General features: G+C 43.1%; 17 protein-coding genes. 1 reads left to right on the top strand and 16 read right to left on the bottom strand.

Annotation, left to right across the window (positions count from 1 at the left end; all coding sequences use genetic code 11):
- Positions 1 to 86 precede the first annotated feature (86 nt).
- Positions 87 to 248 carry a cyclic lactone autoinducer peptide gene (locus LKD36_RS09660; RefSeq protein ID WP_118583240.1) on the top strand — a complete coding sequence of 54 codons (162 nt, stop codon included), beginning with the start codon at positions 87 to 89 and terminating at the stop codon, positions 246 to 248.
- A gap of 125 nt (positions 249 to 373) precedes the next feature.
- Here the strand turns inward: LKD36_RS09660 and LKD36_RS09655 are convergent, their stop codons facing one another.
- From LKD36_RS09655 to cpaB, 16 genes are all read right to left on the bottom strand, one after another.
- On the bottom strand, positions 374 to 958 hold the full coding sequence (locus tag LKD36_RS09655; protein ID WP_055163325.1) for a helix-turn-helix domain-containing protein: 585 nt from the start codon (positions 956 to 958) through the stop codon (positions 374 to 376).
- Positions 959 to 1,004: 46 nt separating this feature from the next.
- Positions 1,005 to 1,991, bottom strand: a complete 987-nt coding sequence (locus LKD36_RS09650) for a hypothetical protein (protein WP_055163326.1) — start codon at positions 1,989 to 1,991, stop codon at positions 1,005 to 1,007.
- A gap of 37 nt (positions 1,992 to 2,028) precedes the next feature.
- Positions 2,029 to 2,850, bottom strand: coding sequence for a C39 family peptidase (locus LKD36_RS09645; RefSeq protein WP_055163327.1), 822 nt, complete (start codon positions 2,848 to 2,850; stop codon positions 2,029 to 2,031).
- Positions 2,851 to 2,945: 95 nt separating this feature from the next.
- Positions 2,946 to 3,302: a hypothetical protein gene (locus LKD36_RS09640; protein ID WP_055163328.1), complete on the bottom strand. Its 357-nt coding sequence runs from the start codon at positions 3,300 to 3,302 to the stop codon at positions 2,946 to 2,948.
- Positions 3,290 to 3,514 (bottom strand): hypothetical protein, encoded by a 225-nt coding sequence (locus LKD36_RS09635; RefSeq protein ID WP_118583244.1) that lies wholly within the window; start codon positions 3,512 to 3,514, stop codon positions 3,290 to 3,292. The genes LKD36_RS09640 and LKD36_RS09635 overlap by 13 nt, the downstream gene beginning before the upstream one ends.
- A 133-nt stretch (positions 3,515 to 3,647) precedes the next feature.
- Positions 3,648 to 5,477 (bottom strand): VirB4 family type IV secretion system protein, encoded by a 1,830-nt coding sequence (locus LKD36_RS09630; protein ID WP_308459481.1) that lies wholly within the window; start codon positions 5,475 to 5,477, stop codon positions 3,648 to 3,650.
- Between the two features lie 3 nt (positions 5,478 to 5,480).
- Positions 5,481 to 6,170 (bottom strand): hypothetical protein, encoded by a 690-nt coding sequence (locus LKD36_RS09625; protein WP_118030288.1) that lies wholly within the window; start codon positions 6,168 to 6,170, stop codon positions 5,481 to 5,483.
- A gap of 17 nt (positions 6,171 to 6,187) precedes the next feature.
- Positions 6,188 to 7,951: a hypothetical protein gene (locus tag LKD36_RS09620; protein ID WP_308459480.1), complete on the bottom strand. Its 1,764-nt coding sequence runs from the start codon at positions 7,949 to 7,951 to the stop codon at positions 6,188 to 6,190.
- Between the two features lie 85 nt (positions 7,952 to 8,036).
- Positions 8,037 to 8,591 carry a DUF6550 family protein gene (locus LKD36_RS09615; protein ID WP_055163333.1) on the bottom strand — a complete coding sequence of 185 codons (555 nt, stop codon included), beginning with the start codon at positions 8,589 to 8,591 and terminating at the stop codon, positions 8,037 to 8,039.
- Positions 8,592 to 8,699: 108 nt separating this feature from the next.
- A complete protein-coding gene (locus LKD36_RS09610) occupies positions 8,700 to 9,239 on the bottom strand; it encodes a hypothetical protein (protein WP_118030287.1) in 540 nt (179 codons plus the stop codon).
- Positions 9,240 to 9,250: 11 nt separating this feature from the next.
- Entirely contained in the window at positions 9,251 to 9,661 is a 411-nt protein-coding gene (locus LKD36_RS09605; protein WP_118030286.1) for a DUF4320 family protein, read from the bottom strand.
- Between the two features lie 9 nt (positions 9,662 to 9,670).
- Positions 9,671 to 10,546 (bottom strand): hypothetical protein, encoded by an 876-nt coding sequence (locus tag LKD36_RS09600; protein WP_055163335.1) that lies wholly within the window; start codon positions 10,544 to 10,546, stop codon positions 9,671 to 9,673.
- Positions 10,547 to 10,561: 15 nt separating this feature from the next.
- A complete protein-coding gene (locus LKD36_RS09595; protein ID WP_308459479.1) occupies positions 10,562 to 11,494 on the bottom strand; it encodes a type II secretion system F family protein in 933 nt (310 codons plus the stop codon).
- A 13-nt stretch (positions 11,495 to 11,507) separates the two neighbouring features.
- Positions 11,508 to 12,875 (bottom strand): ATPase, T2SS/T4P/T4SS family, encoded by a 1,368-nt coding sequence (locus LKD36_RS09590; protein ID WP_243086206.1) that lies wholly within the window; start codon positions 12,873 to 12,875, stop codon positions 11,508 to 11,510.
- Between the two features lie 11 nt (positions 12,876 to 12,886).
- Complete coding sequence (locus LKD36_RS09585; RefSeq protein ID WP_055163337.1) at positions 12,887 to 13,717, bottom strand: zeta toxin family protein; 831 nt, start codon at positions 13,715 to 13,717, stop codon at positions 12,887 to 12,889.
- 19 nt (positions 13,718 to 13,736) lie between these two features.
- Entirely contained in the window at positions 13,737 to 14,543 is an 807-nt protein-coding gene (cpaB, locus tag LKD36_RS09580; RefSeq protein WP_055163338.1) for a Flp pilus assembly protein CpaB, read from the bottom strand.
- Positions 14,544 to 14,560 lie beyond the last annotated feature (17 nt).

Below are 14,560 nucleotides of genomic sequence, written 5' to 3'. Positions count from 1 at the left end.
GATTAATCAGAAATTTTTTGATTTATCATGACACTGATTTTATAAATAAATCAGATGCATTATCATTCGCACAAAGGAGGTCCCACATGAAATCATTTAAAACTTTACTAAGCAAGAAAAATCTTGTACTTCAATCTTTATGTAGCCTTGCAATTGTATCCGCTACCATGGCTTCTAATAGTCGTTGCGCCTATATTTTCCATGATCCGAAAAAACCGGATTCTCTCAAGCAATTAAGAAAATTTTAACCTTGTAAAAGGGTGTAGCTATATTTGATAATAGCTGCACCCTTTTACTGTCTTATCTTTCAATATATTTTTAGTATTCTATAATATTTTCTTTCCGCTTTTATTTTTTTAGTTAATTTGAAGGTTCAAGGTGGTATCAAACTGACCTCCTCCCCCGTCCACATAGAATAAAATACTTTTGTTGTAAGCCCATTATGACGCAAAATGGGATTTAACTTCCTTTTGCATTCTCTTTTTTTCAAACTCCCCACAATCAGATTTTCTTTTTTACTTTGGATATTTTGTTCTGCCCCACTGCGCTCTATTTCATTTTGATTCTTACAGTCTACATTTTCATCTACAATCATTTTCTGTGTATTTTCCTCATATTTTTTTGTAATAGTTTTATTCTTTTCTGCCTTTGATACTGCTTTATCCAGATTACCACATTCCTCTTGTTCTGGAAAATACAACGTATACAAATTAGATGTCTGTCCCCTATTCCCAGCACGAAAACGGCTCTCTTTTGTCACATAACCAGCATCCACCAATTCCTTCATAGCTCTCTTTACCGTTGAAATGCTGATATGTAATTCCTTCCCAATGGTAGGAACAGCAGGAAAGCAGGTCTGTTCCTTATTAGAACGATCAATTAAATATAATAGGACCTGTAATGCTCTGCTTTTCAAATTGGACTGGTATGCTCTCTGCTTCATTTCGTACTGGTTCATGCTCTTATCCTCACTTTTCTCATTTTTATGTTGGTACCGGGGCAGATCATACCCCGGCTATATATGTTTCAATCATTGACGTAAATACTTTCTCGTTTGGTTTTCCATTCATGCAGTCAGGCTGGTATTCTGCAAACAATACTTTATGGTAATCACTCTGAAATGCATCTGCATAGGTGTCATACAACGTCTTATCTACAAAAGGGCATAACACAAATGCTGGTGTGGTCTCATATCGCTGTAGCAGCTTCATGGTATGCGCAATCTCATAAGGCTTTGTTCCGCATACCAATACCACGACTTCCCCCACTTCTTCTGGCAGATTTGTTCCATAATCTTCTACAATAAAGTGAAATCCTGCATCCGGGTTCTGTGTTCCATACCACATCTTCTCCAACCGAAAACCTCCTGCTTCCTCGTCCATTTCATATGCTTCTGACAGATAAGGAATCATTCCGCTGCTGTTATGCTCCACATATGCCACACTCGCACCCACACTCCCAAGCCATGCCGTAAGGCCAAGTGCCATCGTGGTTGTTCCGATTCGACTCTGTGAGCTTACCATGGTAATCCTTACTCCTTCTGTAGCAAATTGATACAGTTTTTCCTTTTCCTGCGGTTTTGTACGTTCTTTCGGTTTGTAACGTGTCATGCCTTGTCCGCTCAAAGACTGCCTGATTTCATTCTGGATTGCTCCAATTTCCTCTGCTGTAACAATATTTCCAACACCTGCCTCTAACAAATCGTGACATAGTGGAGCACTTTCCTGCAAGCCTTCACAGATCACCGTTATTCTGGCATTATACATGGTCAGAAATTCTTCAATTGCTTCTGCAAAGTGTATATCATCATCCCCAAATGCGTCCCGATCCAATACTAATTCCGTACAATGTGAGAAATTCCTCATATCATATATGACAAATTGTTTCAGCATAAAATTACCGGTCATTTTCTTGATTGGCAGTGCATCTGTCTGCTCTGTCAGAAAATCCAGCAGATTCGTATGCTGTTGTGATGTCAGATATAAAATCATCTTCGCCTCTTTTCTGCCACCTAAGTGGTCTTACTCCTTATCTTGATATTGCCCAGAACGGGCCTCCCGCTCCAGCTCCTCTTCTTGCCTCATCTAAAATAATGGATAACTCCCATTCCTGATTGCTCCTGTCTATACTTGCCGGGTCTGCAACCAGTATCTTTCCTTCTGCTGTCACACCTCGTAACACTATAAAGTGACCACCAGATGTAAAATGTCCCTTTGCCATGATTGCCACCACAAGTTTTCCAGAAGAAAGTGCATCCACCAGCCCCTGCGCCGATAAATTGCTTTCTACCTGTAATCCCCAGTTTGCCGCTGCGGATGGAATCAATGTATGATAAGAACCATTCCCCGGACAGCAATATCCATTATCATATGCCCACTGTGCCATTGCTGGTGTCTCTACACTCTCACCAGTCAGTGTAGAGACAACTATGCTCATGCTGGTGGGACCGCAGCCATGCGTACCAATCTTATCTGGTCCATAGTTCTGATCTCTCCATCTTTCATCGAACTGACTGAAATAAACAACCTGTGTTTCACCTTCACTTCCTAGCGTGACACCTTCATAACTTTGTCCACTGCCAGCCACATAGTCAGCATCATAAATACCTATACTCTGGTTAAAACCATAATCCCTCTGAAATTCTTCTACCACACTGATTTCATCCCCTACCAGCCACCCTGTCAGCATAGACAGGGGACTGGTAACCAGATAGAGAATAAAAGCAATCAGAATCAAGAGGAAAATGGTCGGCGCAAGGATAATGGCAAGCAGACGTTTCCTGCTCTCTTCATCCTTTGCCACCTGTATTGCTGCCTCTACAGCAATTTTAATAAGTGCCGGATCAGCCATGTTTCCACCTCCTGAAATTCATACTGATATACAAAAAGAGCCATCTGACTCAGCTTTTACACTGTATCAAATGGCTCTCATTATTTTTTATGTATTTACATACAATAGCTTTCTACTAACTCTATGATTTCCTGATTTGTAGGTATCCTGTTATCATCCTTTTTGTAATAAATGGTAAGCAGATATACTTCCTCATCATCACGGATTGCATAATATATAATACGGTATCCATTGGACTGTCCCATTTTGGTATCTGAATTTGCAGATCTTACCTTAAATGTATGTCCTTCTGTTGCAATCTTCAAACCGGGAATCTCTGTTCCTACAAGATTTCCTTTCTCCAATTCATCCGTTATTGCTTTGATGTCCGTACCTATATGCACAAACCCTTTTTTCTTCACATAATACTTAACGTCCTTCTCGAACCGCTCGGTTGGGATTACTTCGTACATTTATTTTTTTCCTCTTTGCTCCATTTTTCAATATTCGTAAATAGATCGTTCAAAGAACGTTTTGGAGTCTTGCCTTCACGCATATTTTTTACTTCTTTACATGACTGCATAATAGATTCGGAAATAGTACACGGTCTCACTTGATTCATAGCTGCGCTCATTGCCTGTTCCTCCTTTTTGGTATGCTTCACTTCATCTTCATTCCTACACATATTATACCACCTTTCACTGTACCTGTATAGACAGTATAATGTCCAGTAGGAAGAAAAATAACCTATTTGTCTTGTCATTATAACCGTTTTTCCTTCATTCAGCAAGTCATTATATGATAAATTTTTTGAATATCTATCGTCCTCCTGCCGCTCCCATGTATTTGAACTTATACTCTGGAATGTCAAACTGAATATGCAGTCGTTTTGCTCCTACCATGAACAGGGCGTGGCCTCTCTTTCGGGACAGCAATAATTCCTGCTCGGCTTCCGTCAGATCATAAAGGTCTGCGGTCTCTTTTAGGTTCTTTCCGTCTGTTCCCATCAGTATCTTGTAACATGGGATATCAAGCAATGCCTGTCCATACTGCTTGATTGCATCTCCAAGAAAATCCACCAGACTGTGGGAAATGATACCAAGTGCTGCCTCATATTTTCTTGCCCGTTTCATTACATTACGAAGATACACTAAAGACTGTGGGACTTTCTGATCGATCATCAGATATGCTTCATCACAGATCAGCAGTACTCTTTCATTACGGTCACGGCTCATCTGTTCCCAGTCATACGTCAGGATATTAAAATACTGGGTTCGTTTTACATTGTCCCCAGTCTCCTGCAATGCATGGGTATCCATAACGGTAATCTGTGCGTCACTGGATACACTGGTATATCCGTTCCATATAAAACTGTCAGCACCTTCCGCAATGTCATAGAGAAGCAATGCAAGGTCAGCATAAGTCTTTCCTTCCCGTTCTGACTTCGCTTTTTCCTGCACCAGCTTGTATAGATCCGAAAAGATTGGAAAATCAGTGGAGCTTAATGCTGCGATATCTGTATCCCACGATATATGAAACTTCTGATACAGCTCTACCAGACATTTTTTCAAGACAGCCTTCTGCATATCCGTAAGGGATGGAATATAAAGGCTAAAGAATATCTCCAGATTCTTCATGTGTAATGCCAAATCGTTCATTCCATACCCTTCATCATGGTACAGACGATTTTCTTCTGCTTCGTTTTCATCATCTTTGGGTGATGGACGGACTTGAAGGGGATTGATCATGCCCTTGGAACCGCCTACTGCATTGATCCAGTCTCCTTTCAGATTCAGGCACATATCCTTATATTCTGATTCAGGATCTATAACGATGATCTTGGTTCCCTTCATGTATTCTGCCAGCAGGATATGTTTGATGGCTGTTGATTTTCCGACCCCCGAATTACCCATGACACAGAAATTGCTGTTGGTCCTGTCTCCACCACGCTTCCAGGTGTCAACAATCACAAGTCCGCCACTGGTATCTTTTGCAAAATAATACCCCTCTCCATCATTAAAACCACTGCTGGAAAAGGGAAATCCTCCCACAAAAGTGGAAAATGGAACTACTTTCTGCAAGATGCTTTCCATTTTCGGGTTATTGGGAAACGTTGGGGATAAGTGCATGAATGCTTCTTTTTGCAGATTCGGTATGACTCGCATTTTGCACTTCATTACACTTGCCACGCTCTCTGCTCTGCGGCAGGCTTTCTTGAACTCCTTTTCATCTTTTGCCACTGGCATGACCTCAACACTCATCAGGCCTACTGTCTCACCCTCTCTGTCGATCTGCATGATGACCTTCTCTCCATCTTCGGCGGCCTTTTCCGCACGCTGTCTGGAAAGTGGATCCTTTGCCCCATCTGCAAGTCCTCTCTGTTGGACCACACTTTTGGATATGGCATTGATCAGTGTACCATTATCTACCGGATGAAATCCGATTGACACTAAGGTACTTGGTATATTCGTCAGCTTTGAAAGCCATTCTACATCTACCTTCTGTGGATAGCGTATGATCCCATAAATCTTTCCAAGATTCTCCCCTACAGAAAGCCGGTTCTTCTGAAATTCCAGCCCCATGGGCGTGACTACATTTAATAAAGCAGAATTAACGGGTATCTGTTCTTCTGTCTGTCCTCTTCGCATGGGCTACATCACTCCTTTCAATGTTGGAATACTTGCACTGGTCTCTGCATCCTCTAAATGGGTATAGGATGGGTTGTTGACAAGATTGACCAGCCTTACGATTTCTTTTTTTGTCAAAATATCTGTTACCACTCCCCCTGCAGCAAACTTCTCGCATAAAAGGGATGCTTTTTTTAACATATCCCGTTCACTTCCTTCGTCCTGCTTATCCCATATTGCGATATAGAACTGCCGCTCCACGATTTCGCCTGACAAAGCATAACTTCCCATCTGCAATATTTCCTGACGTAATATTTCTTTCCGCTTTTCTTCTGCCTCCTTTAACATATCCCCCATTTCTGTGATCAGTGGGGAGATATCCACCGGTCTTGATAGTGCAAGGAATTTGAATGGATACTGAATGTCTGATAATTCAGCGGTCAATGTCTTGATCAGTACGTTCTTTTCCGATTTACTGAACAAGTCGATGCTAATGGCATGAATACGAAGATATACAAATATCATGCCGTCACGGGTATAAAGGTATTTATCCTGACTGTCCTTGATATTGATGAACTGTTGTGCTGTTACCATAGCTGCGTTCTCGTTCTCTGTAAGTGGACGCTTTGTTCCGCTCTTTAAGAATAGCATCAAAATACCGCCACCAATTAAGGTGACGGCAAGCATGATAATGGGAAACATGAAATTTTCCATTTGAACCTCCTATAAAATTAATTTACCGGCCTTACATGCCAGTCTGAAAACAGGTTGTCCCTGATTGCCATACTGTCTGTCCTTCCGGCCTGCAGCATTCCTCCCGGTGTCCATGCATCCATGATGATGCCATAGACGGTATAGTTTCCATTCGGATACCACACCGGTGTAAAATGTACCCTTCTGTTATATGTGCTGTACTCATTCTGCTGGAACTGAAAATCTGCTGAATAACCGCCACTTGTCCGTTCCAACAATCTCCAGTAGTAATCGTATTGAAATTCAGGGAAATAGGCCACACAGGTCTGTGCGCCAGTGATATGGCTGGAAGGTGCTCCAGAGTTAAGACGTGTACTTGCGGTCATGTTGATTCCATAACCGGATTTCATGACATTACCGGATGCAGTTGGGTTCTTCGCATCTGCTGAAATATCCATGCTTGTGGAAAGAGATGCCGAATAAGAATGCCATGTGTAATCATACCATCCCTGATCTTCGTACTCTCCGTTATCTACCCAATGTCCATGGCTGGAACTACAGTTTGCCGGACAACTTGCACTGTGGCTTCCGCTCTCCCAGTCCCAGTCAGGCACCCATACCCAGTTTGCGTGCCATCTACAGCTCCAAACGCCCCACGACAGGCTTGTCACATTCTGTCTGTTCGGTATGGATGGAGTACGGAAACTGTCGTTTCTGTCATCTGCCGTAGGGTCTGGTGGCGGATTACCATTCATATCTACCACATTTGCATGAATGCTGGTATTGCTTAATGTTCCTTTATTTGTTGATATGCTTATGTTCACTTCGCCCGGACTGCTTGGTGTGTGCCACTTTACCCAAACAAGCTGGCTTCGATTTGCTGGTATTACAATACCCGTCATATGATAGGTCCTGCCATTGATGGAAAAAGATACCGTTGCTGTACTATCACTGTTAATCTCATTGGTGGTAGATAAAGTCACTGCTGTAATCACATCCGTATCAATCCGGTATTCTGCATCATACACCACATCCGTGACCGGCGCACCCTGGTAACTGATAATTCCTATTCCAAGGATATTGATCATTTCATCCGTGGTTCGTGCTGTTGTCTTTGATCCCGTCCATGCCTGAAATCCCAGATCTGCATTTTCCAGAAATAAAGCAAGAGCCAGATTCTTCATGACTACCGTAGGAAAATGCGCCCCTAAGTCACCGCCTAACATACGGTTGTAAAGTCCTGCTTCTGTGGTTGTCATTGCATAGTATAAATGATTGTAGATCAGATAAATCACTGGCTCAATGACCAGTTTATACGTTCCATCTGTAAGACTTGTTACATTAATTCCAGTACGGTTTGCTACCATGGATGCTGCACCTTCAGAACAAAAATATCGTTTTATCGCTGCAATACTCGCTGGATTGCTGTTGCTGGATACTACTGGCGGCATGGCATTTGTTGGCGCATAATATACATATCCTGAACTTTGCGGTGTAAGTGATGCACCATTTCTATACTGTATCTTACTCACTTTTCCAAAATGAATGATTCTACCTGCAATAGATGCGATATTTTTATTCGTAAAGTCAACCGGATTGCAGATAATTGCTCCACTTGTTGCATCCACTACCGTTACACGGACTCCCTGATAAGAACTGCCCGGCCAGTTATAGGCTTCTGTTCCCTGATTCAAATTTCCTCCGCCGCCATCTACGTTTCCATTTCCATCTGCAAATGCAGTCATGGTCGTAGAACAAAGTAATATCAGACATAAGAAAAGGCTGCTTAATACTTTTCTCAAATTTACTCCTCTCTGGCTTTGATGCCGAAAAAAAGAGCATGGCCTGCGCCATGCTCTTGCTTACATTCATTAATACATCCCATATTTAATTCATATCGCCGATCTGCTTATCCCAATCTCCATCAGAATCCGCTACACCACCCTGTGCCTGTCCCGGATCATCAATATATCCAAATCCCGGTACATAGACCTGACCAGCTTCATTGGTCGAACCGCCTTGTGGCTGTTCCGGCTGCGTCTGTGGCTGTGTCACTTCTGCTTCATACTGTGGCTCCTGCTCTGGATTGGTAAGTGCTTCCTCATTTGATACCTCTGGTTTCTCTACCGGAGCTTCTGCTTCGCTCTTAGATGTATTATCCTGCCCTGGAGTGATGGTATCCGCTTCTGTTTCTGGTTCAGACTGCATTTCTGTATCATGGATCTGTTCTGTCACAGGCTGTTCTTCTGTTGCTTCTGGAACAACGATCTCCGGCACGCTTATCTCTGTGGTCTCTGTCACCGTTTCCGTAGGTTCTGCTTCTACCGGCTCTGGTTTTCCCATCTTTGAAAGATAGATGCACACACCAACGAACAGGCACACTGCAACCACTGCAAGCCCCATAATCACTAATTTCTTTGTCTTATTATAATCTTTTTTCATCTTAAAAGACCTCACTTTCCATTCTTTTTTTATGGCAAATGTCGGCCTATTTTTTATCCAATTTCATCATACAAGATTTCTTACTACGCGTCCAGTTATTTTTTGTAATCAGAATTTTGGCATATAGGCCGCTTTGGTATGTATCGTCATTCTCACAGGCGGCAGCATTTCCCACCCGAAAGATAATGGTATCTCTAATAACACGGATACCTGTGCTTCAAAATTTTGATTCGCATTTCCCGGTGCAAAAGGTGTATTCACAATCGTAACATTCAAATCTGACACTCGGTATTCATATCCACTACTTTGTGGCTTTACATGATAATTTCCCTGTATCTGTGTCCCCAAGATGCCATCCAGACTGTTATACACATCTCCATAATCAAGATTCTGCTCCCACCCGCTTCCATTCATCGCATAGCCACCGCTGTATCCTTCCCTGATTCCGTCATAGACTTCATTATAATTGGTGGTCGCTACGGATATGACAGATGCCTGAAGGGATTCCCTCACTCCATAGGCAATCACATTCAGTCGAAAGAACTCCGCCATGACACATAACAGGATCAGAAGTGCAAGCACAAGCGAAACGGTAAGCGGATAAGACATTCCTCTTTTATCCTTTATGACTTTTTGGATTTTCTTCACAATTACCTCCATCACTTATAGTACACTTCGCTTTTTCCACTGGCTCTTGCTCTAAGGTCTATGGGAAAAGAACCGAATACGAAAAATCCGATATCCACACGCTGGGTCAGTGTCACTTTAATATCTCCGTTCAGCTGTACCTTTGTTCCATTAAAGTAATCACAGTCCCATGATATCTGCGGATCTAATCCCGTCTGGGCCTTCAGCTCATTGATGCGGCCTGATACGTTGCTGTTGCCAGTAATCTCTGCCTGTCTCACAATCTCGGATGCAAAATTGTCTAACTGCTGTTTTTTCATGAACACTGGCAGTATGACCATGCAAAGCTCCACTACCAGCATAAGGCACAGAACACCTACCGCCACATCAATATAGCCCTCTCCTTTTTGGCAGTGCCATACTTTCTTTATCTTTTTCCTCATTGGCTCCTCCTAAAACATTCCCGACATCGTGCCAAGTATCTGATACCCCATGACTCCCATGTAGATCATCAGCATACATCCAAGCAGTACAAAGGAATATCTTCTGATCTTCGGTGGACGCTCCATGGCAAGTCTTTTCAGACGCTGGACTTCCAGCTGCTTCATATCATGGGACAGCATACGAAAGAAAGTTACTCCATCATCTCCACGGATACACCCGATCAGTCCACGTACCACATCTGATAACATGGCACTCGATACACGGCCTTCCAACCTTGTCAATGCCGCTTCGTAGTTTCCCGTCCTCATATCTGCTGTCGTTATCATCAATTCATTCTTGAGTGCCGGGCCTGCATTCTTCTGATAGCTTTCCAGCATGGATAAGATATCCCTGCTTGCCATCAGTTCCTGTGTGATGGTCGCTACAAATCTCGGAAGTTCGAACTCGATTTCTTCCCTTCTTTGTTTTATCAGCTTTTCTGCACTCCCACTCTCGGAAAAATAAACTCCGATTCCCAATACAAGGAATACTGGAAACAGGAGTGGAATGAATATCAGGCATGGAATGATACCTGACAGTACCAGTCCTGCTTTCACATAAGCCTGCGCCACATATACTTCTGGTGTCATGGATATCTCTGCCGACTTCAGCACGCCTGCGATCTTTCTTCTTTTGTATTCTTCCATTGGAAGGATCTTCGCCAGTTTTTCTGCAAGTTCCAGAATGAATGCGTCCGAATCTTTGACCTGTTTCTTTCGTTTCCTTCCTGCATTTAAGATAACTTTACTTGCCCTGTAACTTGGCACTTTACAAAGTTCTGCCAGCAGAAAGTAGCTTCCTGTGGCAAAAAAAATGGTAAAGAGCAATAAAATGATATTCTGCATCTCTTCTCCTCTCCGTTATCTCTTGTACTCAATGGGGCGCGTATGTTTTACGATCGCTGCCACTGAAACGAACAATACTCCACCACTGATTGCAAGCAGTGCCTTTCCAAATCCGGTAAACATCAGTGTTTCGTACCAGTCTTTATTCAAAAAATACAATAATGGAATACTGCCAAATAAGAGGAATACCATGGTAATGTATTCTTTTACCGGTTCATAGATCAGCAGATCCAGTTCGGAAGATACCACACGCATATCAGACAGCTTTGACACGATCGACGGCAGAGTATTCTTCAAATTGTAATCTTCCTGACACGCTACCACTGCATCCACCCATTCATGGAATACTGCATTATCCATTCCTTTTTTCAGTCCTTCTAATGCTTCTGCCGTGTTGGAATTGATCAGCTTTGCTTCCATCAAAAAGTTGCGGAACACTTCCGATACTGGTGGATTCAGATAGGGCAGGTTCTCTTCGATTGCCCGGATGATGGTATTCTTATTTCTCAGATAGCTTGTGGTAATCATGGAAAGTGCTGTTTCCAGTTCCGTGTTGATCTGCTTCTTATGCCTGGATGCCGTGAATTTCACATAGTAGAACGGCATCAGCGCAAATCCGATTGCAAGTACCGGAACTAAAAGCACATTGTTCATAGTCAGTGCCATCAGTACACCTAATACAAATAGAATCATAGCCAGCACACAAAGAATCGAAAACTGACTGCTCTTTCCTGTCAGGCGCAGAATCTCGTTTACATCCTCAAAGAGCAGCTGCAATCCCTTTACTTCTTTCTTTTTCCGGCTGTCCTTTACTTTGCTCCTGATACTGTCATTCTTTGGTTTCAGATAGCCCGACAGGCCATCTAAGAACGCAAAGGGTGACAGTTCAAGCATGATAAAGCATCCTGCCACCGCCATAAAAAAGGCAATGGTTACAAGTAAGACCATATGTTATACCCCCTTATCCTTTTGCCATGAGCTGCTCCTGAAGCTTTAATGGCAGCCCATTTTCTCTTAATCGTTTCTGTAATCCTTCTGACAGATTTTCCACCTTTTCATAATGACCGATGATCTTTGGCCTGCCATCCACTATGATGTTGTCTGTGATGTTAAAGCGGTACAAGGTACGCATTTTCCGTCTGCCATCTGGAAGTATCTCACATTCTGTAATCTCCATGACTCTTCTGGAATTATCCTCAAGCCTTTTTGCAAATGCCACCAATGGGAAGGCCTTTGTTGCCAGTCCCTGCAAGGTCGCATCATCCATGCTCGGCTGTTCCTGTTTGCACAGTGTGACCATTCGATAGTAAGTATCTTCACAGGAATTGGCGTGGGTCGTTGTAATAACTGCATGGCCGGTATTGGCAGCATTGATGGCCTGCATACTTTCCCCGCCCTTCATCTCTGCCACTGCAATACAGTCCGGGTTAATGGTCAAGGTCGTTTCCAGCAGCTTTACCATGTTGATGTTCTGCTTTGGATCATCGGAGAATCGTGTAACGAGGTGTACTACGTTGTTTAATACAGTTCCCTCTTCATCCTCTGCGGTCAGGTCAAATTCGCGGCATCCCTGTTCAATGGTCACAATTCGCTTATTATATGGAACTTCCCCCAATATCCAGCTCATGAGTGTCGTCTTTCCGGAAGAAGTCGCACCGGTAATACACATAGACACCCCATGGTTAAAGCACATGGAGAGCATTTCCAGCATCTCCGCTGTTGCTGTTCCAAACTCCACGAACTGCATTTTTGTCAGCTTTCTTGGGTTGACGATTCGAATGGAAACTGCAAGTCCCTTATCCTTATCAATCACACCGTCACCCATAACTGTGATACGGATCTTATTATTCAGATGCCCTACCACAATCGTCTGTGCATTATCAAAGATCATGCCCGATTTATGTAACAATCTTCGGATGACATCCACTGCATGACCGGCACAGCTGAACTTTTCTTTTGCTGGCAGGATTTCTCCTGTGGAATAAGTAATCTTTACATCTTTCCACTGGTTGATATTGATTTCTTCTACATCACTTCGATACAGATACTTTGTCAGAAAAGAGAATCCTGTCATCTCTCCATACAAAAGTTCGCATAGTTCCTCCTGCTCCATTCCAGCCACACCTACACTGCTCTGCTCTAAGTATTTGCCAATGTAGGACTTGATCAGTTCCCGGTTCTCATCGGGATTATCTCTTAATACCACTGCAAAGTTTTTCGATATGTACTCCTGCACATCCCTAAGAACTTCGGGAAAAGTGCGTAGTACACTGCTTGCCCTTGCAAGCTCTGTCGTTTCATGTATATTTAGTATTTCTGTTTCCTGCACACTGCTCCCTCCTAAAATTCTCCTTTATTCCAGACAAACGGACTTCTGACTGTCAGTTTCTTTTTTCCTGCTCCGCCAGACTTTGCCTTGACCGGAACACTTTCATGCAGTCCAAAGACTTCCGCTATCAGTTTCTTGATCTCAGTCTGAAAGGCTACTGCATCCTTAGTACCCAGCTTTTCAAATAAGACTGCCTCATCGTACTGCCTTTCCAGCTCTGCCACATAAGGAAAAACAAACGACACGCCGCCATACTGTTCCGCTGCCGCTTCCCATACCTGACCTGTCTTGTAGTTTCCAATCGCACTGATATATTTTTCCTGACTGGTTCCTGAAATCATTCCCGAATGGGATTGATAGTAAGAAATGCCTCTTAGATTGGATGTTCCCATCCGCAATACCTTATCTGCCATCTCCATGGAAAGGATAGAAAAAACATCCGCTTCTAAAATGGATGTACAGTCCAAGATCACATAATCTGCAAGGTGTCTTAGATTTACAAGAAAATCAATGGCTCGTTCCCTTGTGACTTTCGGATAGGATAAGAGGCTTTCGCCCATACAATACCCGATCACACTGATATACTCACTATCCGGTATCGTGACACAGGATTTTAAGATCTGGTTCTGTGTCAGTGTCGGCAGTGTCAGCAGTTCTCCCAAAGATATCTTCTGTTCTTCATCCATGGGCAGTACAAACGGAAGTACTGGAACAAAAGGATCTGCGAACACCACAATGACGTTTTTATGATGCTTTGCTATCTCCTGTGCTGTTTTGATACTAATCGTTGTCTTTCCGCTTCCGGGGCTGCCCACTACTGCAAGCATATTTCCGTATTCCATATCTCACTGCCTCCTTCTGCTACATCTCTTCCGGATCATCATTCACGATTTCTTCCTCTGCTCCGGCCTCCTGTTCTGTTTCCGCTGCCTCTTTCGCAAGCAGTTCTTCTAATACCTTATTCTGCTCGTCTAAGAACTTTTGTGCTGTGGTACTGTCTCCACGAAAGACCAGTGCTGCATGGATACTTCCAGTCTGCTCTAATTCTGCTAAAAGTGTTGCCTGTTCCTGCGTTGCAAGCACTGTAATGGCAGATGCAAGCTCCTGTTCTTCCCCATCCTCTGTTTCTTCCTGCACGTTTTGGTCTGCCCCTGTACTGGTGGTAGTCGCAATAATCTCTACATATTGCAGTTCTGGCGGTACTAACGTTTCCCGATTCTCTCCTACATCCGATGCGATCAAAGTCACAATATCCCCAGCTTCCAACTTCCCGGACAATCCAGCCGCAAAGGATTTGATACTGATAGAAATCGCCCTGTTTTCTCCGTTCAGCTTGCTTAAATAGGCATTTTTTAACATGGGAGTATCGGACAGCTTGCTTGTTAGGATGCTGTCTCCCGGATATAGATCTGTATTTGCATATTTGCCGATTACATCCTCTTCCAAATACACAACATTGCCTGGCAGATTATAACCGCCTGCCTCTACTGTGGTGACCATTTCCTTTGTGATCTGGTCGCCTTCCTTAATATCTTTGCTGACTCTCACAATGGATACTTTGGATTTCAATGCATTGTTGAACATCGGGGTAAGTCCAAAACAAATGATAAGTGACAGGATGATACAGGTCAGTCCAATCACGATACGGTTCTGTAATATTTTTTTCAATTTGATTTCCTCCACTT

Source organism: Hominiventricola filiformis, assembly GCF_020686965.1.
GTDB classification, from domain to species: domain Bacteria; phylum Bacillota; class Clostridia; order Lachnospirales; family Lachnospiraceae; genus Hominiventricola; species Hominiventricola filiformis.
Note: the sequence above shows the minus strand (reverse complement) of the source record. Positions and strands in the feature narration are given on the sequence as shown.